Below are 21,567 nucleotides of genomic sequence, written 5' to 3'. Positions count from 1 at the left end.
CAGGGGGAGATCGAGTTGCACACCATCACCGTCATCGTGCCCGCACACAACGAGGAGGAGGGGCTGCCGGCCACGCTGGAGTCCCTCGCCTCTCAAACGGTCCTGCCTGACCGGGTCCTGGTGGTGGACGACGCGTCCACGGACCGTACGGGGGAGGTGGCGGCCTCACATGGGGTGACCGTGCTGCGGCCGCCGCGCAATCTCGGCAGCAAGGCCAAAGCGCAGAATTACGCCCTTCCGCACTGCACCACCGACCTCGTACTGGCCGTCGACGCGGACACCGTCCTCGCGCCGGACTACATCGAGACCGTCATGCCCGTCTTCGACGACCCCGGCGTCTCGATCGCCGCGGGCACGGTCCGCACCCGCCACACCCGCACCCTCTGGGAACGCGGCCGCTCCACGGAGTACCTCTTCGGCTTCCATTGGCACCGCCCCATTCAGGCCCGTGCCAACAGCCCCATGGTCTGCTCGGGTTGCTGCTCCGTCTTCCGGCGCGACGACCTGATGGCCTTCGGCGGCTTCCCTGAACGGACCATCGTCGAAGACATGGACTATACGTGGGCCCAACAGATCGCGGGCAGACGCGCGGTCTACGTCTCCGACGCGGTAGCCCTGGCCGCCGACCCGGAAGACCTCACCTACCTGCGCAAACAGGTCTGGCGCTGGATGGCAGGCTTCTGCCAGAACGTCCGGCTCCACCTCGGACGGCTGATCCTGCACAAACCCCTGCTGGCGGTCTGGGTACTGCTCGCCCTTCTGGAGATCCTCACCGCACCCCTGTGGTGGGCGACACCGTTCGTCCTCACCGCGACAACCGACCAACCACCCGCGCTCGCCTTCCTCTGGTGGGCCGGCGCCGAACTCCTCCTGACAACACCACCACTCCTCTACGCCGCCCACCGCCGCAAACTCCCGCTGGCCACCGTCCTGTTGAACATCCCCTGCGTCTACGCCACCAAGGCAGTCAATCTCGTCTACGCCTGGAAGGCCCTCATCGTGGAACTACTCCTGGTGCCGCTCCACCTGGCGCGGGGACTCACGGTCTACGAGAAGGGACGGGCCGATACCGCGTCGGCCCGGACGGCGCTCGCAGGCACCTGACGGACGCCACGACCTGACGGACGCAGGGGCTCAGCCCCTTTGGTCCACGCAGGAGTCGATCCACGCGCACAGTTCGTCGAGGGCGGCTTCGGTGCGTTCCCTGTCCCCGGTGATGAGGTAGTCGCTCTGCAGGCTGGAGAAGCCGCTGTTGAGCAGCGTCGCTTTGATCAGGGCGCTGCTGTCGGGCAGGCCGCGGCGGACCAGGCACGAGGCGACGAACTCGGCACGCCCTCGTACGAACCCGGCGCCGGGGAGCGGCAGTCGGCCGGCGGCGGCGAGTCCTTCGATCTCCCGGAAGAGTTGGGTCATGGCGAGCTCATCGGAGCCGAGGTTGCGTTCCCACGCCGACCGGACGAGGGAGCCTATCTTGACGGCGGGGTCATACCAGCCCGGTGTCGACCGCAGTGCCGTGTGCTGCCGTTCGTCGAGCCGGGCGAGTACGGCCGTGAGTAGGGCGTTCTTGTCGGCGAAGTGATGGGTCAGTACACGGGTGCTCTGGCCGATCCCCGCCGCCAGTGTGCGTAGCGAGAAGCTACCGATCCCCGTGGCTGCGAGCTGGTCGATCACCGCGTCGAGCACCTCGCGTCGACGCTGCGGGTCGGCCGGTCTGGGCACTCCCGTGCACCTCCCTCTCCGCTCTCCCTCTACGTCGTCCATACTCTGACACACCGTTTAGGAAACGACCGTTACCCTCATGTCCATGAAGTTCTTAACCCGAGCCGGGCCGCTGTGGCTATGGGCCCTGACGCTTGCTGCCTTCGCTGTGCAGACGGACGACTACATCGTCATCGGCGTTCTCCCGGCAGTGTCGAACACCGTCCAACTGTCCGAGACCGCCACCGGTCAGCTGGTGACGGTGTACTCGCTCACGTACGCGCTCGCCGCCCCGCTGTGGGCGCTCCTGCCGCTCCAGATCCCACGGAGACGCGCCCTGTGCGGAGCGCTCACGGTGTTCGGAGCCGCGAATTTCGCGGTCCTGCTCGTGGACACCTACGCACCACTCATGGCACTGCGTGTCCTGGCTGCTCTGGCCGCTGCCCTCGTCCTTCCCACCGCCTTGGCCGCCGCCGGCGCCGAGGCGCCACCGCAGCGTCAGGGCCGCTATCTGGCCACCGTCATGACCGGTCTGACCGGCGCGGTCCTGCTCGGCGTGCCGGCCGGTACGTGGATCGGTGCGTTCCTCGGCTGGCGGGCGACCTTCATATTCGGAGGGCTGCTGGGGATCGGCGCGCTCCTCCTGCTCCTCCGTACCCTCCCGCGCGCCGAGGCTCACGCGGTCTCGGAGCGCAAAAGCCTTCCCGACATGGTCCGTTCGCTGCTCAACGGTGCCGTCACGGTGATTCTCGTCGTCACCATCCTGACCGTCGCGGGCAATCTGGCCTTCCAGACGTACATCGCGCCCTTCCTCTCCGGTGTCTCCGGGGTGTCACCAGCGGTCCTCGCCCTGCTGCTGGTCTGCTCGGGCATCGGCGGCCTGCTCGGGACTCAGGCTGCCGGCCGCCTCATTGACCGCTACACGCCGGGCCGGGTCTTCGTCCTCGTGAGCACGGTGTTCTGCGCGGCGATGCTGGCCTTTGCCGGTCTCTGGCTCATCAGGCCGGTCCCCGTCGCGCTCACCGCCGTGCTGCTGGTTGTCTGGTCGGGCGCCGCATGGGCGGTGCCGCCCAGCATCCAGTCCCTGATGCTCGCCCGTGCGGGGACGGAGGCGGCGGCGCAGGCCATGGCCGTCCAGAGCAGTGCGGTCTACGTCGGTGCGGCGCTGGGGGGAGCGGTGGGAGGCGGCTTCCTCGCGGCCGGCCAGGGCTTGATCCCGGCAGCCGCCGCCGGACTGGCATTCCTTGGCCTCATGATCATGCTCCCCGCCATACGGAGCCACGCCGTCCACCCACGAAGCCGGATACCGGCCATGGCGAACCCGTCACGGCCATCCGACGGTCGGCGACCGTAGGGGCCGGCCAGTCAGCCCGCCCCCTACGAAAGCCGATCAGCCACCACCGACGCCGCCTGGGCGACCAGGGCGTCGTTGCGCTCGCCGTCCTTCTCGGTGCGGTTCGACAGGATGGCTACGACGATGGGGGCGGCGTGGGGTGGCCAGACGACGGCGATGTCGTTGCGGGTGCCGTAGGTGCTGCCGGCGCCGGTCTTGTCGCCGACCACCCAGTTTTTGGGCACTCCGGCCTTGATGAGGGTGGCTCCGGTGGTGTTGGTCTGGAGCCACTTCGTGAGCTGTGCGCGTTCGGGGCGGGGCAGGACGTCGCCGAGAACGAAGGTGCGCAGGTCCTTGGCGAAGGCCCGGGGCGTGGTCGTGTCCCGGGTGTCGTTCGGGGCCCACTCGTTCAGCTCCGGCTCGCGGCGGACCATCCGGGTGGTGTGGTCGCCCAGCTCTTCGAGCACGGAGTCGAGGCCCTTGGGGCCGCCGAGTGCGTCGAACAGCAGATTGGCGGCGGTGTTGTCGCTGTAGCGAACGGCGGCGTCACACAGTTCGCGCAGGGTCATTCCGGTGTCGACGTGCTTTTCGGTCACGGGGGAGTAGGGGACCAGATCGTCGCGGGAGTACTTGATCACCTTGTCCATGCCGTGCAGGGAGTACTTGCGCAGCACGGCGCCGGCCGCCATGGCTTTGAAGGTGGAGGCGTGGGCGAAGCGTTGGTCCGCGTTGTAGGAGACCTCGCGCCCCGTTCCGGTGTTGAGGGCGTAGACGCCGAGGCGGGCGTCGAATTTCCGCTCAAGTGCCTTGAACTCGCGGGCGGATGACTTCGGCGTCGTATCGGTGTGTGCGGCCTTTGTGGCGGCTGCGGGGCTGGTGTCGGTGGTGCCGTTGCCACAGGCGGTGGTGAGGGGGATGAGGGTGAGTGCGGCAAGCGCGCCGACAAGGAGGCGCCGGGGTCGTGCGCCGACAATGAGGCGCCGGGTTCGGGTGGGGTGCATGGGAAAACCTCCGGGAATCCCGGGCACGCGAAGCGTACGGGAACGAGTGGTGGCCGGCCCTGCTCAGGACGGCCTCCGTTGCCGCGACCACCCTCGCGTTCCGGTATCTATGCAGTCCAATGCGCTCATGCGGGTTTCCATGCCGAAATCGCATAGGGTGCGGGGTGTGGATCTGGTGGGAGCGTGCCGTGCGTTTGTCAGCGTGAGCGAGCGCGGCAGTTTCACCGTCGGAGCGGCCGCCGCGCGGATGTCGCAGTCGGTGGCCAGCCGTCGCGTCGCCGCCCTTGAGGAGCGCTTCGGTGAGCAGCTCTTCGAACGGACGGCACGGCGGGCCGTTCTCACCCCCTTCGGCCGGGATCTGCTGCCGGCCGCCAGACGACTGGTGCTCGCGGCCGATGTCCTGCAGCACGAGGCGGAGACGGCCAAGCTCAAGCCCTGGCGGCTCGCGGTCCCCGACATCTGCTCCACCGCCGGCCTCGCCCGCCTCATCGCCGACGCACGAGGCCACGGCGTCACCCTCGATCTCCGTGCCGCGGCACCGGCGGAGCGGGCCGAGCTCCTGCACTCCCAGCAGGTGCGTGCCGCCTTGCTCGCCGTCCCGCGCGACGAGGCGACCTGGTCCGTGCCGCTCGGACTCGCCAGTGCGCAGGATCCGGGCGCGAAGCGCATCTATGTCGAGACGCTGCGGTGCGGGCGCGCGGCGGTCGGCGAGCCCCGCCGTATCTGGATCCAGCCGGAGGACGATGTGCCGCACATCCGTGACCCGCTGACGCGGCTGCGCGATGCCGTCGGTCTGCGGCCCGCCCAGCTCGCCGTCGCGGCCGACCACACGACCGCCGCGGCGGAGGTGCTGTGCTCGCGCGATGTGCTGCTCTGCTCCCCCGCGCAGGCCGGCGAACTCGCCCTGCGCTGGCGCCCCATCGGCGAGATCACCCTCACCCGGGGGTTCGTCCTGGCCACCGCCGCGGCCGGACACCCGGACCACATCCGTGCGCGTCTGGGCGAGGACATCGCCCGCTGCCTCGGCGCCGACGAGGGAGACGTGCCGACGCAGGGCCCGGTGACGACATGAGCAGCGAGGCACTGCTGCGGGAGATGCGTCAGCGGCTGCGCGACGGCGGCCTGCACGGTTGCTTTCTCGTACGGGACCTGCAGACGGGGCAAGAGCTGGGCATCGATCCGGACACCCCGCTGCCCGCCGCCTCCCTGGTGAAGATCCCGCTGGCGCTGGCGACGCTGGAGCGCATCCGACGGGGCGAGCTCAGCGGATCGACGATGCTCACGGTGGAACCCGGGCGGATCACCTCGCCCGGCCCGACCGGGCTGAGCCGGTTCCGTCACCCCGCCCGGATCGCGGTCGACGATCTGCTATACCTCAGCACCAGCGTGAGCGACGGGACGGCCGCGGACGCGTTGTTCGCCCTCACCCCGCCCGCTCAAGTGGCGGAGATCCTCCGGGAGTTCGGCCTCCAGGGCATCTCCGTCCGGCATACCGTCCGCGAGCTGACCGAGACCCCCGTGGAACGCTTCGATGCCGCAGAAGCACATCTCGCCCATGCGCTCGCGATTGAAGCCGGCACCAGCGGCCGCGGCCACCGGGTGCCGCAGCTCGATGTGACCCGCGCGAACTCCGGCAGCGCGCGCTCCTACGTCGAACTCCTGCAGGCCCTGTGGACACCGTCGGCGATCCCCCCGGAGGTGGCCGGGCGCGTCCGCTCCCTCATGACGGACAACCTGCTGCGGCAGCGCATCGCCCCGGACTTCAGCTCCGACGCCTCCACCTGGTCCTCCAAGACCGGAACCCTCCTCAACCTCCGCCACGAAGTCGGCGTCGTCGAGCACTCCGACGGTCAGGCCTTCGCCATCGCCGTCCTCACCGAGTCACTCGTCCCCGCCAGCACACAGCCCGACGCCGACGCCGTCATGGCCCAGGTCGCCCGCGCGCTGCGCGATCACCTCCGGCAGCTTTAGCGAGGGGCGGCCGAGATGCGGTCCCGGCGGGGTGGCCGGGCGGGGTGGCCCTGCGCGGTGGCCCCGCGGCGTGACCCCGCGGCGAGTCCCAGCGCCGTGGCCCGGAACCGTACTCGGGGAGCAGCAGGGCGGCGGTGTCGCCGTCAGCCCACAGGACGTACGTCACGCAGCCCGTCCGGCGACGGCCTCTGTCTTTGGGCAGAGGCGGGTCGCCCGCAAGAAGCAGAGGTGCGCCCTGTGGGCCCTCGATAATTGTCGTTATGCCGTCCAGCGCCCCACCCGAGTCCGATCCCCCCGTTTCCCGGAGCCTCTTTGCCGGGCCGGGGGAGCACGGGCGGTGGCTGTGGTGGCGGGCGGCGGGAGAAGCGGTCCTGGCCGCGGTGCTGGTGCTGGTCGCCCATACGGGGCTGTCGACGGTCGAGGCCCGGCTGGTGGGCGCGGCGGAAGCGCTGGCGATTCTCGGCGCCGCGCTGGTGCTGGTCCGGCGCCGGTTTCCGGTGGCCTGTGCGGTCGGGCTGGCCGCGCTGACGGGGGCGGCGCCCTCCGCGGCGCTGCTGACCGCGGTGGCCGCCTACACCGCGACCCGGCAGATGCGTACGCCACGGCAGCGGGTCGGGGTGATCCTCGGGGCGGCCGCCCTGACGATGCTGACCTGCGCGGTGTTCGCGCCCACGCTGGAGGTGGGCGGCAACCTGTTCGGCCTTGCGCTGGGCGCCGTGCTCGCCCTGACCACGGTCGTGGTGCCGGGGCTGGTCGGTACCGCCGCGGGTCAGCAGGGTCGGCTGCTGCGGGCCCTGCGGGAGCGCGCGGCCGCCGCCGAGCAGGCGCGCCGGCTGGCGGACAGCGAGTCCCGTATGCGCGAGCGCTCGCGGATCGCCGCCGAGATGCACGATCTGGTCGGGCACCGGCTGAGCCTTGTCTCCCTGCACGCGGGCGGCCTGGAGATGGCGCTGGGTAAACAGGCGCCCGAGCTGCGGGACGAGGCCGCCGTGGTGCGTCGCGCCACCCGCGACGCGATGCAGGAGCTGCGCGAGGCGCTGGGGGTCCTCGGCCCACTGGAGAGCGACACCGGCACCGGCGCGCTGACCGATGCGACGGGTACCCGTGCGGATATCGAGGCGCTGGTGGAGGAGTCGCGCAGGGGCGGCATTCCGGTCGAGCTGTGCTGGGAGGGGGCGGATCTGGACGCCCGGCCCGCCCGGGTGCGGCGGGCGGTGCATCGCGTGGCGCGCGAGTCGCTCACCAATGTGCACCGGTACGCGGCCGGGGCGCATGTGACGGTGACCGTCCGGCACACCGGCGAGCGGGTGCAGGTGCGGGTCCGCAACGGTGTGCCGCCCACCCGGCCCGCCGCCTCGACGGGCCTCGGCTCCGGGCGCGGGCTGGCCGGCCTGCGGGAGCGGGTGGCACTGCTCGGCGGCGCACTGGAGGCCGGGCGGACGCCCGGAGGCGGCTTCGCCGTGGTGGCCGCCATCCCCGCCGATCCCGGCCCGGCCGCGGAGACGGTGGACGCGGAGACTGCCGAAGCGGAGACTGCCGACGCGGAGGCAGCTGATGCGGGGACGGCCGACGCGGCGTCGGACAGCAGCGGGCGGCCGGGGATGGCCGCCGCCGAGCCCGGCGGCGTCGGCAAGCCCAGGAGCGCCGATGAGCCCGGCAGCATCGACGAGCCCGGCGGCGTCGACGAGCCCGTCAGCAGAGCCGCCATCCTCCAGCGGCGCGCCGCCGGAGCCGTCATCGGGCTGCTCGGTCTGATCGGGGTGGCGGTGATGCTGGTGTTCGGGGTCTTGCTGGTGGCCCATTCACGCTATGAGCTCGCGTACGAGCGGCCCGCACCGCCCCGGGTGGGGATGACGAAGGAGCAGCTGAAGGGCGCCGTGCCGGCGGACGACGGGATCGTGCGCGCGGCCGCGCTGGGGCACGAACCGCCGCGGCCGCCCTCCGCCACGGAGTGCCGCTATCCGTACGCCGACAATCCTCCCGAGGGCGGTCGGCTGCCGATCGTCCGCTACTGCTTCCGGTCCGACACATTGATCGCGATCGACCGTTTTACCGTTCCGATGGTGACCGAACCTCATGGTGGGAGCAGGACGCATGACTGACCAGGCCAACTCCGCTGGATCCGGGCCGGGTTCCACGATCCGGGTGCTGCTCGCCGACGACGAGGAGATGGTCCGGCACGGCGTCCGGATGATTCTCCGGCACACCGAGGGCATCGAAGTGGTGAGTGAGGCGGCCAACGGCGCCGAGGCCATCCGGCTCGCCACCGAGGAGCGGCCCGATGTGGTGCTCCTCGACGTCCGGATGCCCGTACTCGACGGGCTCGCCGCCATCGAACCGCTCGCCGCCCTGGAACACCGGCCACAGGTGGTCATGCTCACCACGTTCGGCGACGAGGAGAACGTCATCCGGGCCCTGCGCGCCGGCGCCACCGGCTTCCTGCTGAAGGACGAGGGGCCGGAGGAACTGATCCGCGCGGTACGGGCCGCGGCCGTGGGAGACGCGGTGCTCTCGCCCGGTGTCACCGGGACCGTCGTCCGGCGGATGCTCAGGGGCGGCGGGCCCGGCCCCTTGGACAGCAGGGTGCAAGGTCTGACGGACCGGGAACGGGAGGTGCTCGTCATGCTGGGTGAGGGGCTCTCGAACCTGGAGATCGGCGCGCGGCTCGGCATCGGGGTGGGGACGGTCAAGACCCATGTCGGCTCGATCCTGGGAAAGACGGGCTGCGGCAGCCGGGTGCAGGCCGCGCTGCTGGCACACCAGGCCGGCCTCATGGGCTGAACTGCCGTGTCGGCCGAACGAGCGGAAGATGACGCGACGGCCGTCGCCAGGCCCGCTCCACCGGTTTCGTCGCCGCCGAACACGCGGAACTCCAACTGGGCGAAACCGTCGCGATCTTCGCGCAGGGCGCGGTGGGGCTGTCGGCCACCATCGGCTGCCGGCTGCTCGGCGCCGGTCTCATCATCGCCGTCGAATCGGTCCCCGCCCGTCAGGAACTCGCCCGCCGCTTCGTCGCCGACCTGATCGTCGACCACACAGTGCGAACCGGTCGAGCGGATTCTGGAGCTGACGGACGGCCAGGGAGTCGACGCGGCCATCGAGGCGCTCGGCGCGCCCCAGACCTGGGAGGCGGCCTTCCGGGTCACGAAGCCGGGCGGGCGCATTTCCAACGTCGGGTACCACGGGGAGGCGCGGGAGCCGCTCCAGATCCCGCTGGAGCCGTTCGGATATGGCACGTCCAGGCGTTTTCCCGTTCCCGTTCCCGTTGCCGTTGCCGTGGACAGCGCAGTGCGTCGTGGACGTTTTCCATCCGACGCGATGCCGTGAGCCCGACACCCCTCAGTGGTACTGCTTCAGCTGCCCCGGCCGTTCGAAGTAGAAGCCCCGTGGCCCCTCCGGCTCGCCGGTGTTCGTGCAGAGGCAGGGTGCGGGGCGCCCCTTGACCAGTTTGCTGCCCTGGAGAACCCGCTTGCCGTCGAAGTGGCGGCCGGCGAAGCCGAAGATGTGCGTTCCCCGGCTCAGCCGCATCATTCCGCTGGCGACCCGCGCCGCGGGAACGGGCAATTCGCCGGACATGAGGCGTACGAAAAAGAAGAGGTTCCGCTTGTCCCGCGCCGTAGGGCCGGTCCACAGTGCGACGATCACCGCCGCCTCGTCGTCCGGGTCCGGAATGCAGCCACGTACGTAATACGGCTTGGCCAACGGCGTATTCGTGTAGTGCCAGAGCGCGGTGGCGACGGCATGCTGCGCGCGGGAAAGGCATTCCGGCGAGCAGGTCACGGGCTGACCCTGATCGGACACTGCTGCGGCTCTCCTCTGTAGTGGTCGGGGATGACACCGAGCCTTCCCAGGGGCGGCGGGCTCAGTCCCGGCGGGGCCAACGCCGTCGGCGGTCACCGCTCGGTGATGTCGGCGCGGACGATCGCGCCGTCGGACACCGTGTAGGTCCCCTGGTACAGCCGTATCGAGCCGTTGGTCTGGGTGGCCCGGAGGAAGGCGCTGACCTGGCCGGGGCTGCCGTTGTTCACCGCGCTGAGTTCGATGCGCACCGTGGTGTTGTAGCCCGCCACCCAGTCCGAGTACGAGGTGCCGCCTATGTTCTTGCCGCCGAGGTCCCAAGCCGCGGAGAAGTCATGGGCGTTGATGTCCCGGTAGTACTCCTCCACGATCGCGCTCGCGTTGTCGGGAGACGGGGAGATGTCGGTCGGGGTGGGGGTTGCGAAGTCGGTCGGCGGCGTGGACGCGGGGTAGGTGGGCGGCATCGAGCCGATGTCGGTGGGGGGCGGGGAACCGATGTCGGTGGGCGGCAGGGAGCCGGTGGCCGGGTCCGGGGTCGGGGTGGTTGACGAGAGGAGGCCGCCCGTCTCGTCGTCCGAGGGGCCGGACGAGGCGAGAACGACGGCGGTCACGCCGCCGCCCACGAGCAGAGCCGCCACCAGCCACAGCAGCCACTGCGGCAGGATGGTGGGCCCCACCCGGATATAGCCGTGCCCGGTGCCCCCGACGGGCTGACCGGTGCCGGCGGGCGTCCCGTCCTCGCGCGGCATACCGCAGCTCGGACAGGGCGTCGCGGCAGAACCCTCGTAGAGCGCACCGCAGTGCCTACAGGACGGCATGATCATCTCCCCCCGTCGTCCCACGTGTTCCTGGTTGTTCCTCGTGTTCCCGGACCGGGCCTTCGCGCCGGTCCGGCTACAGCCCGTGGATCGCCTCTTCGATCGCCACCGCCAGAGAAGCCAGGGCGGTGAAGCCCGGCACTGCGGCCACGAGCGCCCTGGCGAAAACCTTCAGCTTGCCCTTGCGCGGTTCCTCCGAGGTGGCCTCCTCGCGCGCGTCCTCGGCGGCCTCGATCAGGTCGTCCCGCTCGGGGTGGTCCGACCGGCCCAGCTCATCGATCAGCCGGGAGAGCAGCTTGTCCAGATCCATGGGCTGCGGCTGCCGCCCGTCGCCGTACTGGGTCAGTCCGCTGTCCCGGACCTCCGCCTTGGCGTTCTTTCCGCTGGCCACGGCGTTGCCGACGACATTCGAGCCGCCGGTGGCGATGATCCCGTCGTTCCTGCGCATATGGTTTCCTCATTCCTTCTCGGTGGTTCAGTCCAGTTTCAGCAGCGGGATCTTATGGATGATGTTCATCGCGGTCCGGGACCTGTCGCCGGAGGCGACCGAGCTGGAATCCACTCGCGCTCCGTGGGACGCGATAATGCCGTTGTTGATGATGGTCTGCTGACGCTGGATCAGCTCGCCCGCGTCGATGCCACGCTCTTCGGCGAATTCGACGAGTGCGTCCAGCACCCGCTTCTCCACCGTCTTCAGGACCATTCCGCTGTCGGCCTTCTGGAAATGCCGCTGGTGTCGTGTGGCCGCCGCCTGTTGACGAACACTCAGCCGCGCTCCGTAGTCGAAACTGCGCAGCCTGGTGATCAGCTTGTGCTGACGGCGCATCCGCCGGGACATCCCGTAGTCGGGTGCGAATCCCGAGATGGCGCGTGCGGGTGCGGCGAGCAGAATGAAGAAGGTGCTGACCGCTGTTTCGGAGACCAGCTTGGCGAGTTCGCCCAGTGGTGGGCGGGGCATCAGGGTGTCGATGACCCGGTAGCGGTCGAGCAGCGGGCACAGCACCGTGGGGACGGCTTCCACATAGAGGTTGGAGTCCGAGCGCACAAAGCGAAGGAAGAGCGAGGTGACCAACTCGCCGTTCCAGCCGGTGGAGTGCACGGCCAGATACGGGCGGGCGCCTTCCTCGGGCGTCCGTTTCAGCGCGTCGATCTGGTCGAAGGGAATCCGGGCGACGGGCCGGCCCAGGGGGTCCGGCAGGAAGCGGGTGTCTCCCAGGAGGGTCGAGCCGTCGGCGAAGAGCCGCTCCTCGATCTCCAGGCAGGGCAGCGCCAGGGCGCCGACCCGCTCCGCGATATGGGCGTAGAGCTCCGTCACATCGAATTCCTGCGATTCGCCTCCCGGCCGGCTCGATGTGGTGACATCGAAGGTCAGGGACCACGAGTCGAGTTCGGACCCGTAACCGATGAAGGGCGAATATCCGCTGTATGTGGTGACGTTCCCGCCGGCGTAATCGCCGATCTGGCGCAGCCGCGTCGCGATATCGCTGTTGAGCGGCGGCGGTGCGGCCGCCGGGTCGAAGCGGTCCGGGCGAAGGCTCTGCAGATGGCGTCCGTACTTCGTCGAGAGCTCGAAGGAGAACACCGTCACCCAGGAAAGGAACAGCACCAGCAGGGTGATTACCCCGTCGCCGACCCAGAAAGTGAAGACGAAAGCCAGCAGGAGCAGGACGCTGAGTACGAGATCCCGGCCGTGACGGCGCGCATTGGCCAGGTAGGCGTGCCGCAGCACCACGGGGATATCGCACGCCGGGGCCGCCGCCACCCCCAAGTGGGGTTCGGCGGCGACCTGTTTGATGAGTGATCCGGCATAGGCGCGGTCCAGATAGGCGGCCGCACACAAATACCTCGTCAGATCCCGGCCATTACCCCATCGCGGCACGCCGGTGCGGCGGTCGGCGGCCCGGCCGGTGAGCAGCACCGTGGACGCGGCCGGCGCGGGCGGTGCAGAACCGTCAGGCTGCTGAGGCAGCGTCACGGTCGCCGCCTCATCGACCTCACCAGCCTCGCCGGCCTCCACGGCCGCACCGCATTTGCTGCAGAACGCGGCCCCCGGAGCTGCGCCCCAGCCACATCCGGGGCATGTCGTCGTATGCGTCATCGCTCCCCCCCCACATACATGAGCCCGGCTCACGTCCAACAAGTGCACCACAAGAGCATTTTGAGCAAATGTCGGAGTCACTCTTCGAGGCTGAACCGTTACAGATCGGGAAGCGGGTGGTGCAGATGGGGGGGGTGAGTGGGACTACCGCATCGTCTTTACCGCAGGCGGGCCAGGCGCTGGTTCAGCCGCTGATCGACGGCACACCTTCCGGGGCGTTCAGCAGGGTCTGCGGAAGGTAGGCAGATCGGACGTGCAGATCCCAGTGGTGTACTTGGACTGCGAGTGCGGTCAGGGCGATGGTCTTGTGCGGCAGGAGGCTGCGGGGCGGCGCATCGGTGGGTGCGCTCTCCCGGTGCTGGACGAGGCGATGCTCCAGGGCCTGCTCGAAGGCCGACTGGTCGTCCTCCAAGAGCGCGCGCAGTAGGCGCTGATCTGGCGTCAGCGCTTCGAGGGCATCCAGGTGCCGCTTTGCCTCGGCGCGTTCGTCGGCGGTCGGCTTGCACAGCGTTACCGACGGCCAGTGCCGGGGCAGATGCCCTTCGGCCTGGGTGAGGTAGCCGCACAGGGCATCCATCTCCGCCAGCTCGCCCGGGTCCGACTCCGATTGCAGCTTCGAGTGCGGCAGACCGCTGTGGATGTCAGGCGCATAGTCGCCACGCAGCAACAGCCCGATGACCAGGTCCCGTTCCCAGATCATGCCACTGATCACCGACAGCGCGAACGCGTCCAGCCAGGTCCTCGCGGTTGCGGCCTGCTCGACAACGGCCTCGAAGTCCGTGTCCTCGCTGCTGAGCTGCTCGCCGACGAGGGTGAAGGAGATCTCTTGATCACCGTTGGGGTAGCAGCCCAGACTCATGAGCCCCAGGGCGCACTCGGCCGCCGTGCGCAGGACGATGCCCGACGGGGCGGTGCCGGGCTCGGGGTCCGCCACCGTGCGGGCTGCTATGTGGTCGAGGAGTTCGTCGCGCATTGCCTGCAGCTGCTCGTCGGAGTAGCAGTCGTATTGCATCGTGTGCCAGCGGCTGTGGGCCCGACGCCCGATGCCGTCCAGCGCCTGCTCAATTTGCTGCTCACTCACGTCATGCCGGGCTACATCCTTGATCGTCATGAGCGGCATTCTGGCAGCCGGCACTGACACCGCAGTGCCCAGCCGCGACCGTGCCCGAGGGGCCGGTAATCGCCATGAGCAGCTCCGCGCGGCGGGCAAACCAGGCAGAGGTGAAAACTCAAGCCGAGGGCTGTCCGGCGGATCACACTTCAGGTTCGAGGTGGCGGAGGTCGTAGAGGTAGGACCGGTCGCCCTTGAAGCTGCGCCAGACGGTGGCAGGGGGTTCGGGTTCGTCGCTGTCGCGGTTCAAGGGATGGGCGGTGACAAGACCGTCGGCGAGCTCGCAGTGCCAGCCGTCGTCCGGTCCCCAGACACACCACACCTGCCCGTCCGTTCGGCGGTAGGCAGGTCGATCGTGGCTCTCGCCGTCGCGCTCGAAGGAGTGGCGAAGGCCGTCGACGTGGCGCACGAAGGTGAAGGATTCAAGAGCCGTCATGTCTTCGGCACTGTAGGGCCGGTTCCCGTACCGCTCTGGCAGGTCTCGCCACGGGACTCCGGTACGGATCCGGAACAGGATCCCGCTGATCACCTTCCGATGCTCGCTCCAGCGCCCACCCCGGCGCCCGGACCTCGGCAAATACGGCGCACGTCGTGCCCACTCGTCGTTTGTCGGATCGCCCCGCTTCACGATCGGCCCCCTCCGCCTGGGCCTCGGCGCCATGACCGGATCGCTCCGTCTCGTGCAACGGCATAGCGGATCAAAGGCGCACATTCTCGATACAATCGAATGGTTGCACGAAAAGAGGTGCACTTCGTGAGCAGAGGGTTCATCGAGGTCGATGACGAGAGCGACGGGACCGTTCCTGAGGGCATATGGCGCGATCGCGAGGGGCAGGCCGAGGCGTTTGACGCGATCGGGGATCGCTATGACGAGGCGTTTCCGTACAAGAAGGGGCAGCTCGCCGCGGCGGAGTGGCTGATCGGGGCGCTGCCCGCCGGAGGCCGGGTGCTGGATCTGGGCTGCGGCACCGGTCTGCCGACCGCCCGGCAGCTGGTGGAGGCGGGGTTCGAGGTGGTCGGCGTCGACCTGTCCCGGGGGATGGTGGAGCTCGCCCGGGAGTACGTGCCCGGTGCAACCTTCCACCGGCTGGACATCGCCGACCTGGAGCCCGACGGTCCGCACGACCTGGGGCGTTTCGATGCGGTCGTGGCCTTCTTCTCCCTGCTGATGCTGCCGCGTGCGGAGATCCCGGGGGCGCTGCGGACGGTTCATGACCTGCTGGTCCCCGGTGGGCTGTTCACGCTCTCGATGGTGGAGGCCGATGTGGACTACTTCAGGATCCCGTTTCTCGGCCACGCCATCCGGGTCTCCGGCTATCTGCGGGACGACCTGCGCAAGGTCATCGAGGACGCGCGATTCGAGGTCGTCGAGGAGTCCTCGTACACCTACGCTCCGGCGGTCTCGGATGTGCCGCCCGAGGAACAGCTGTTTCTCCACTGCACGCGACGCGGCTGAGGCCGCCCCGCGAGATCCCTGGCACCTCTCACCGGACGACGGGTGAAACGACTGATGGAGCCCCGCACCCCCGACCAAGGCCCCGGCCCCGGCCCCAAGAGGCTCGCCGCAGGGGCCGGGGGAGGGCCTGCTCCACCGGACCTGGCCGCCAGGCCCGCCCCCGCCGACGCCACCGCGCCGCCTCAGCCGGCGAGGCAGCCGCCGCCACGGCCGGACGCGGAGCGGTCCCAGCCGTACCGGCAGCCGACCGAGACCCCAGCACGGTCTTCGCCGTCCCGGTCCCGGCCTCGGCCGTCGTCTCCCGAGGCGTCCGGAAGCCGCCCTTGCGATGGCATGCCCGGCGGTGAGTCGGCGGAGAGCCTGGTGGCCTCGGACTCCGGCGCCTCGACCGACCGCCTTCGCTTCCTCGGAACCGCGACGCAGCGGATCGGCCGCGGCCTCGACCTGGACGACACGCTGCGAGAACTCCGGCAGACAGCGATTCCCGCCTTCGCCGACACGATCGTCCTCCATCTGCGTCATCCGATGCCGGTCGGGGAAGGGCAGACGGCGGCCGAGCCTCTTGTCCTGCGACTGCACAGCCTCACGCAAGGGCCGGAAGACCCGGCCATCGGGCCGCCCCCGACGGCCGCCGAGGGCAATCCTCTGACGGTCACCGGCGGGTTCGCCGAGTTTCTGCTGGCCCGGGAGGCCGGGTTCGCTGACACCCCCGAGGTCGCACCCGCGGTGGCCGAGCTGCTGGAGCCCGTAGCCAGCATGCTCACGACACCGACACCGACACCGACACCGACACCGACACCGACACCGACCTCGCCCCCGGGCCGACGGCTGATCATCGCCCCGCTCTACGGCCGCCGGCACCTCGTCGGAACCGTCGCCCTGCTGCGCGGCGCCGACCGGCCCCCCTTCTCGGCGGACGACCTGCTCGTCGCCTCACAGCTCGCCACGCACACCGCGTTCGGCGTCGACCGCACGATGTCGCGGGGGCCTGAAGCCTCGGTCGCGGACGCTCTCCAGCTCGTGATGCTGCCGTCGTCGCTCCCGGAGACCACGGGCGTGCGGCTGGCGAGCCGGTATCTGCCGACGTCCGGCACCTCCCAGGCGGGTGGTGACTGGTACGACGCGATCCCGCTGCCCGGCAACCGGGTCGCGCTGGTCGTCGGTGACGTCATGGGGCACTCCATCACCTCTGCCGCGATCATGGGTCAGCTGCGTACTACGGTGCAGACCCTCGCCAGGCTCGACCTGCCGCCGGAAGAGGTCCTGTATCACCTCGACGAGCAGGCCCAGCGCCTCGGCAGCGACCACATGGCCACCTGCCTCTACGCCATCTACGACCCGATATCGCAGCGACTGCAAGTGGCCGACGCGGGCCATCCGCCCCCGGTACTGCTGCATCCGGACGGTTCGGGAGAAGTGCTTGAGGTCCCGCCCGGGGCGCCGATCGGAGTGGGCGGCATTCCGTTCGAAACCGTGGAAATGCCCGCGCCTACCGGGGCCACGCTGCTCCTGTACACCGACGGCCTCGTCGAGACGCGCACGACGGACGTCTTGACGGGGGTGGAGCTGCTGCGTACCCGCCTGGAAGCTGCTGCCGCCGGGCTCGCGTCCCCACCCCTGGAGATGCTCTGCGACGCCGTGCTGACCATCCTGGATCCGGACGCACGGGCCGATGACGTGGCGCTGATAGCCGCCCGGTTCGAGGGTTTCCCGCCGCACAACGTCGCGTACTGGTTCCTCAGCCCCCAGCCCCAAACGGCAGGCCGGGCACGGCAGTTGACCCGCAGGGCGCTGCACCGATGGGGCCTGGGCACGATGCTCGACGCGACCGAGCTGATGGTCAGCGAGGTGGTCACGAACGCCGTGCGCTACGCCACCCGGCCGATCGCCCTGCGACTGCTCCGTACCGAGACCCTCCGGTGCGAAGTGGTCGACGACTCGCCGCAGCTTCCCCGGATGCGGCATGCGCGGACGGGCGACGAGGGCGGCCGCGGCCTGTTCCTGGTCGACCAGCTCGCTGAGCGCTGGGGAGCGACGATGCTGAGCACCGGCAAGGTCGTCTGGTTCGAGCAGCGGATACCCGAGGAGTATCGCCAAACGGGCGCGGAGGCCACGTAGTTCACGGCCCGAAAGGCATGGGCACGGCCGGTCGGTCAGAACGTCAGCGGACGAATCGGTTCGGCGGTAGGGCAGGGGGAGAGTCCGTCGTCACGGGAAGCGGCATCGGGTGCATCTGGTGGATCGGGTGCATCGGGCGCATCTGGTGTGTTCCGCAAGGCAGTTGAATGCGGGGAGTCGGCTGCTGGGGGCGCTGTGGGAGGCGGGCGCGGGTAGTCTCGCGCGGGTAGGGCGCCGGGCGGGCGTGCGGGAGGGGACCCGGCCGGGAAGTGGCATCGACCAGCCTCCGAACAGCTACTGACTGAAGCGGTGGTATCCATGGCAGATCATGACCTGACCGGTTTCGACCGTGGCACGTTCACTCACGACGGCACCACCCACCGGGTTCTGCGGCGTGGCACGGGGCCCGCCGTGATCGTGGTGGCGGAGATACCGGGGATCACGCCCAAGGTGCTGGAGTTCGCGGAACGGGTGGCCGCCATCGGCTGTACCGCCGTGCTCCCGGTGCTCTTCGGTACGCCCGGCCGCGATGCCGACCCCGCACACGTCGGCCGGCTGAAGGGCGGGCTCTATATGGCCTCGTCCATCGGAAAGGTGTGCGTGAGCCGGGAATTCACCGTGCTGGCCACCGGGAAGTCTTCCCGGGTGGTGACCTGGCTGCGGGCCCTGGCCGCGGATGAGCACCAGCGCTGCGGCGGGCCCGGCGTCGGGGCCGTCGGGATGTGTCTCACGGGCGGCTTCGCGCTGGCCATGGCGACCGACGAGCGCCTTCTCGCCCCGGTCCTGTCCCAGCCGTCCCTGCCGCTCGCCGTCACCAGGAGCCGGGCCGGCGGCATCGATATTTCCGCCGAGGACCTCGCCACCGTACGGGGGCGCTGCGAACGCGAGGGCCTTCGGGTCATCGGTCTCCGGTTCCGCGGGGACCGGCTCGTGCCCGGCGACCGCTTCGCCTTCCTGCGCCGCGAACTCGGCGAGGCCTTCACGGCCGTCGAACTGGACGACTCGGATGCGAACCCGCACCCGGTGTCGCCGCCGCACTCCGTACTGACCGACCACCTCATCGACGCCCCCGGGCAGCCGACCCGCGCGGCGCTGGACGAGGTGCTCGACCTCTTCCGTACGCGCTTGCTGGGGCAGGAACGGGGCCCGAACGGGGAAGCGCCGGCCTGAGGCTCTGGCCTGAGGGCCTCAGCTGTGTCCCGTCTCCGGGAGCGGAGGGCCCGTGGGATCGGCGAGGAAGGTGCTGACCAACTGGCCCGCCCGGTCCCGGCGTTCCTGGAAGGAGGCGTGGCGGGCGCCCGTGAAGAGGTGCATCCGGGACCGTGGGATACGGGCGGTGAGCAGCGGGGCGTTGGCCGCGGGCGTGAGCCCCCCGGTCCTGATCGCCGTGCAGCACGAGGGTGGGGGCATCGATCCGGGGGAGTACGTCCCAGGCGTCGTGCTCGTTGCCGGCCACCAGGTGCCCACGGCGCGCATGCGGGGGCATCTCGGGGTCGCCGCGCGTCGTGTACGGGCCGGGGGCCTGGCCGCACGCCGGGCCAGGCCCGCCGCCCCCCGGCTACCCCCGTCCGCAGGCCGTCGCGGGCACCCCCGCCACCGCCGCCACCGCCGACGGGGCAGGTGCCGGGGCCGGTACCCCGCCGTTCAGTTCTGCCAGCGCACCGTCCAAAGCCTCGATGAGGTAGTCCTCTTGATGCGGCGTCAGCTGTGCATGGCAGGGGAGATTGAGGTGCTGTTCGAACCAGCTGCGTTCGGCGATGGGGCACTCGCCGCGGAGATGGCCGCGGTGGCGCCATTGCGGTAGCAGGTGCTGGGGGAAGTACCGCAGTTGGATCTCCACGCCCCTGCGGTCCAGGGCCAGGACGAGCCGGTCGCGTAGCTCCTGGTGGGCGACGAGGCAGGTGTAGAGGTGGTAGGCGTGGGTGCTGTGCGCGGGCGCCGACTGGGGGGTGAGGAAGGGGTAGCGGGTGAGCACCTCGTCCAGGCGTCCGGCGAGTGCGCGCCGTCGTGCTCCGGCGGCTTCGACCCCGTTGAGCTGGGCCTGTCCGAGGGCCGCGACCGCCTCCGGCATCGTCGCGTCACTGCCGGGCCGCCGTACGCAGCCGCGCTGGAGGGGCATGGCATACGAGGTCCCCGGGAGCACGCCCGGCCCCGGCCCCGACAGCCCGTCCCGCCCCGGCCCCAGGCCCGCAGCCGGCCCCGGGCGCGCGGTCCGGGCATCCATGTCATGGGTGCGCAGCCGGTGCAGACGCTCTGCCCAATCGTCCCGGTCGCAGGTGATCAGACCGCCCTCGCCGAGCACGGTGCTGGTCTTGGCGTTCCGGAGGCTGAAGGTGGCCAGGTCCGCCAGGGAGCCGGGGCTGCGGCCTCGGTAGCGGGCGCCCAGGGCGTGCACACAGTCCTCCAGCACCAGGAAGCCGTGGCGCCGGGCCAGTGCCATGACCGTGTCCATCTCGGCGGGGCAGCCGCCGTAGTGCACCAGCAGCAGGGCCCGGGTGCGCGGGGTGATCAGCGCCGCCAGCGCGGCCGGGTCGAGAGTCAGGGTGGTGGGGTCGATATCGCAGAACCGGACCCGTACGTCGTAGTCGAGCAGCGGCTGGACGGTGGCGCGGTGGGTCTGTGGGGTGGCGATCACCTCGTCGCCGGGGGCCAGGTCGAGCATCCGGATCGCCATGTGCAGGGCGACGGCTCCGCTGTTCACCGAGATCGCGTGCCGGCTGCCGACCGACGCGGCGAAGGAGCGCTCGAACCGTTCGCGCCGGGCGCCGGCCGGTAACGGGGTGCTCTCGTGGACGAGTTCGGCCAGCACGGCGGCCTCGGCGTCGGTCGACAGGCTGCCCCGCTTCCCCCAGGGCACGACGTAACTCTTGTCCAGCATCAGTTCCCCCAGATCGCCGTCGGCGCACCGGAGAGGTGCAGTCCTATGACAGTGGAGGAGCGGAGACGGGTGAAGAGTCAGCGGCGGTCAGCAAGGTCAGTTAGGTCAGCTTGGCGTCGCGCAGGGGGCGGGCCGGTCCAGGAGAAGGCGGCGGCGCCGTACTCCCGCGTGGCACGAGTTCCGTCGGCAGCACTATGTGGCGCCGGTGCGCGCCGTCGGCGTCGTCGATCACCGACCGGGCCAGACGTACGGCGGTGCGTCCGATCTCGGCGGCGGGCTGGGCCAGCGTCGTCAGGCCCAGGACGCCGGCCATGACATGGTCGTCGAAGCCCATGACCGAAACCCGCCCGGGGACCGGGATGTTGGCCTCCCGCAGCGCCGCCAGCAGGCGGAACGCGAAATCGTCGGTCTCGGCGAACAGTGCGGTCGGCGGGTCCTGGAGGCTCAGCAGCCGGCCCACCGCCGCGCCCATACCGCTGCCCTTCCAGCCCCGGACGCTCATGATCAGCTCGTCGTCCCGCTCCAGACCCGCGTCATCGAGGGCGCGCAGATATCCGGCGAGCCGGTTCTTGCTGCTCCAGGCGAAGCCCGTTTCGTCCGATGTCTGCAGTAAAGCGATCCGCCGGTGCCCGAGGTTGATCAGATGGCGGGTGCCCCGCAGCGCGCCGTCCGCGTCGTCCACGTAGACGCTGGGGCGACCCTGGGCGTGCTGGCTGACGAAGACCAGCGGCATGCCCAGATCGTCCAGGCGGGCCCGCTCGGCGGGGGTGAGGGCGAAGCTCACCACGAGGAGGGCGTCGGCATTGCGGCGGGCGGGCAACCGGTCGAAGAAATCGGCCCGTTCGCGCACATCGGCCACGCTGTAGACCAGCAGATCGAAACCCGCCTCGCGCAGCGCGGGCGCCATACCGGACAGGGCCGCGCTCAGAAACCACGACTCCAGATGCGGGAGGAGTACGGCGACCCGTCCGGTGCGGCCGGTCACGAGGCTGGAGGCGCTGCGGGTGATCGCGAACGAGAGCTCGCGGGCCGCCGCCTCCACACGGGCGCGGGTGGTGTCCGAGACCGTCGGCAGTCCGCGCAGCGTGCGCGAGACGGTGGAGACCGAAACTCCCGCCCGCTGGGCCACATCGGCCATCGTGGCCTCGCTCTGAGCTGAGGACATGCCGGGACGCTAGCACAGAAGAGCGATGACAGCGTTGCCAGGAGATTCCCGAGGAAATCCGTTGTTCACGAAGCGTTGACCTGGCTACAAGGCCACTTCTAGCCTGCAAGCGCTGTCATCGA

The 21,567-nt window shown here is 70.3% G+C and carries 21 protein-coding genes and 1 pseudogene; 10 read left to right on the top strand and 12 right to left on the bottom strand.

Going from position 1 to position 21,567, the window contains the following annotated elements; all coding sequences use genetic code 11:
• Positions 1 to 15: 15 nt before the first annotated feature.
• The gene (locus tag STRTU_RS07510; RefSeq protein ID WP_159742826.1) at positions 16 to 1,104 is read left to right on the top strand and encodes a glycosyltransferase family 2 protein; all 1,089 of its coding nucleotides are present in this window, start codon (positions 16 to 18) and stop codon (positions 1,102 to 1,104) included.
• Between the two features lie 30 nt (positions 1,105 to 1,134).
• On the opposite strand, the gene STRTU_RS07505 is transcribed toward STRTU_RS07510, so the two are convergent.
• Complete coding sequence (locus tag STRTU_RS07505) at positions 1,135 to 1,719, bottom strand: TetR/AcrR family transcriptional regulator (RefSeq protein WP_159742825.1); 585 nt, start codon at positions 1,717 to 1,719, stop codon at positions 1,135 to 1,137.
• Between the two features lie 85 nt (positions 1,720 to 1,804).
• Between STRTU_RS07505 and STRTU_RS07500 the strand changes: the two genes are divergently transcribed.
• Positions 1,805 to 3,052, top strand: coding sequence for an MFS transporter (locus STRTU_RS07500; protein ID WP_159742824.1), 1,248 nt, complete (start codon positions 1,805 to 1,807; stop codon positions 3,050 to 3,052).
• A gap of 23 nt (positions 3,053 to 3,075) precedes the next feature.
• Here STRTU_RS07500 and bla read toward each other — a convergent pair whose 3' ends face one another.
• Entirely contained in the window at positions 3,076 to 4,032 is a 957-nt protein-coding gene (bla, locus tag STRTU_RS07495; protein ID WP_159742823.1) for a class A beta-lactamase, read from the bottom strand.
• A 139-nt stretch (positions 4,033 to 4,171) separates the two neighbouring features.
• Between bla and STRTU_RS07490 the strand changes: the two genes are divergently transcribed.
• From STRTU_RS07490 to STRTU_RS07470, 5 genes are all read left to right on the top strand, one after another.
• Entirely contained in the window at positions 4,172 to 5,104 is a 933-nt protein-coding gene (locus tag STRTU_RS07490) for a LysR family transcriptional regulator (RefSeq protein WP_371873568.1), read from the top strand.
• Positions 5,101 to 6,003: a serine hydrolase gene (locus STRTU_RS07485; RefSeq protein WP_159742821.1), complete on the top strand. Its 903-nt coding sequence runs from the start codon at positions 5,101 to 5,103 to the stop codon at positions 6,001 to 6,003. The genes STRTU_RS07490 and STRTU_RS07485 overlap by 4 nt, the downstream gene beginning before the upstream one ends.
• 260 nt (positions 6,004 to 6,263) lie before the next feature.
• On the top strand, positions 6,264 to 8,105 hold the full coding sequence (locus tag STRTU_RS07480) for a histidine kinase (protein ID WP_159742820.1): 1,842 nt from the start codon (positions 6,264 to 6,266) through the stop codon (positions 8,103 to 8,105).
• Positions 8,098 to 8,784, top strand: coding sequence for a response regulator (locus STRTU_RS07475; RefSeq protein WP_159742819.1), 687 nt, complete (start codon positions 8,098 to 8,100; stop codon positions 8,782 to 8,784). Before STRTU_RS07480 ends, STRTU_RS07475 begins: the two co-directional genes overlap by 8 nt.
• Before the next feature lie 276 nt (positions 8,785 to 9,060).
• Complete coding sequence (locus tag STRTU_RS07470) at positions 9,061 to 9,330, top strand: zinc-binding dehydrogenase (RefSeq protein WP_308789393.1); 270 nt, start codon at positions 9,061 to 9,063, stop codon at positions 9,328 to 9,330.
• A 12-nt stretch (positions 9,331 to 9,342) separates the two neighbouring features.
• Here STRTU_RS07470 and STRTU_RS07465 read toward each other — a convergent pair whose 3' ends face one another.
• From STRTU_RS07465 to STRTU_RS07435, 7 genes and pseudogenes are all read right to left on the bottom strand, one after another.
• Positions 9,343 to 9,804 (bottom strand): hypothetical protein, encoded by a 462-nt coding sequence (locus STRTU_RS07465; RefSeq protein ID WP_159742818.1) that lies wholly within the window; start codon positions 9,802 to 9,804, stop codon positions 9,343 to 9,345.
• Positions 9,805 to 9,896: 92 nt separating this feature from the next.
• The gene (locus STRTU_RS07460) at positions 9,897 to 10,619 is read right to left on the bottom strand and encodes a hypothetical protein (protein WP_246240214.1); all 723 of its coding nucleotides are present in this window, start codon (positions 10,617 to 10,619) and stop codon (positions 9,897 to 9,899) included.
• A 76-nt stretch (positions 10,620 to 10,695) separates the two neighbouring features.
• Positions 10,696 to 11,067: a hypothetical protein gene (locus STRTU_RS07455; RefSeq protein WP_159742817.1), complete on the bottom strand. Its 372-nt coding sequence runs from the start codon at positions 11,065 to 11,067 to the stop codon at positions 10,696 to 10,698.
• 27 nt (positions 11,068 to 11,094) lie between these two features.
• Positions 11,095 to 12,594 carry a zinc ribbon domain-containing protein gene (locus tag STRTU_RS07450; protein WP_246240212.1) on the bottom strand — a complete coding sequence of 500 codons (1,500 nt, stop codon included), beginning with the start codon at positions 12,592 to 12,594 and terminating at the stop codon, positions 11,095 to 11,097.
• Positions 12,595 to 12,901: 307 nt separating this feature from the next.
• Positions 12,902 to 13,828 (bottom strand): immunity 49 family protein, encoded by a 927-nt coding sequence (locus STRTU_RS07445; RefSeq protein ID WP_308789365.1) that lies wholly within the window; start codon positions 13,826 to 13,828, stop codon positions 12,902 to 12,904.
• A gap of 142 nt (positions 13,829 to 13,970) precedes the next feature.
• Positions 13,971 to 14,264 (bottom strand): hypothetical protein, encoded by a 294-nt coding sequence (locus tag STRTU_RS07440; RefSeq protein WP_246241342.1) that lies wholly within the window; start codon positions 14,262 to 14,264, stop codon positions 13,971 to 13,973.
• Positions 14,265 to 14,285: 21 nt separating this feature from the next.
• Positions 14,286 to 14,456 (bottom strand): annotated as a pseudogene (locus STRTU_RS07435) (transposase); the annotation flags it as partial.
• Positions 14,457 to 14,582: 126 nt separating this feature from the next.
• Between STRTU_RS07435 and STRTU_RS07430 the strand changes: the two are divergent.
• The 3 genes from STRTU_RS07430 (at position 14,583) to STRTU_RS07420 (ending at position 18,572) form a co-directional block, all read left to right on the top strand.
• Positions 14,583 to 15,284 carry a class I SAM-dependent DNA methyltransferase gene (locus tag STRTU_RS07430; RefSeq protein ID WP_371873567.1) on the top strand — a complete coding sequence of 234 codons (702 nt, stop codon included), beginning with the start codon at positions 14,583 to 14,585 and terminating at the stop codon, positions 15,282 to 15,284.
• A gap of 333 nt (positions 15,285 to 15,617) precedes the next feature.
• Entirely contained in the window at positions 15,618 to 17,402 is a 1,785-nt protein-coding gene (locus STRTU_RS07425; RefSeq protein WP_246240208.1) for an ATP-binding SpoIIE family protein phosphatase, read from the top strand.
• Between the two features lie 318 nt (positions 17,403 to 17,720).
• On the top strand, positions 17,721 to 18,572 hold the full coding sequence (locus STRTU_RS07420) for a dienelactone hydrolase family protein (protein WP_159742813.1): 852 nt from the start codon (positions 17,721 to 17,723) through the stop codon (positions 18,570 to 18,572).
• Between the two features lie 18 nt (positions 18,573 to 18,590).
• Here STRTU_RS07420 and STRTU_RS07415 read toward each other — a convergent pair whose 3' ends face one another.
• The 3 genes from STRTU_RS07415 to STRTU_RS07405 form a co-directional block, all read right to left on the bottom strand.
• Positions 18,591 to 18,812, bottom strand: coding sequence for an alpha/beta fold hydrolase (locus tag STRTU_RS07415; protein WP_371873566.1), 222 nt, complete (start codon positions 18,810 to 18,812; stop codon positions 18,591 to 18,593).
• 148 nt (positions 18,813 to 18,960) lie between these two features.
• A complete protein-coding gene (locus STRTU_RS07410) occupies positions 18,961 to 20,280 on the bottom strand; it encodes a DegT/DnrJ/EryC1/StrS family aminotransferase (RefSeq protein WP_159742812.1) in 1,320 nt (439 codons plus the stop codon).
• Between the two features lie 100 nt (positions 20,281 to 20,380).
• Positions 20,381 to 21,445: a LacI family DNA-binding transcriptional regulator gene (locus STRTU_RS07405; protein ID WP_246240205.1), complete on the bottom strand. Its 1,065-nt coding sequence runs from the start codon at positions 21,443 to 21,445 to the stop codon at positions 20,381 to 20,383.
• Positions 21,446 to 21,567 lie beyond the last annotated feature (122 nt).

Origin of the sequence: Streptomyces tubercidicus (assembly GCF_027497495.1) — a bacterium.
Classification (GTDB): Bacteria; Actinomycetota; Actinomycetes; order Streptomycetales; family Streptomycetaceae; genus Streptomyces; species Streptomyces tubercidicus.
This window is presented reverse-complemented; position numbering and strand designations above follow the sequence as displayed.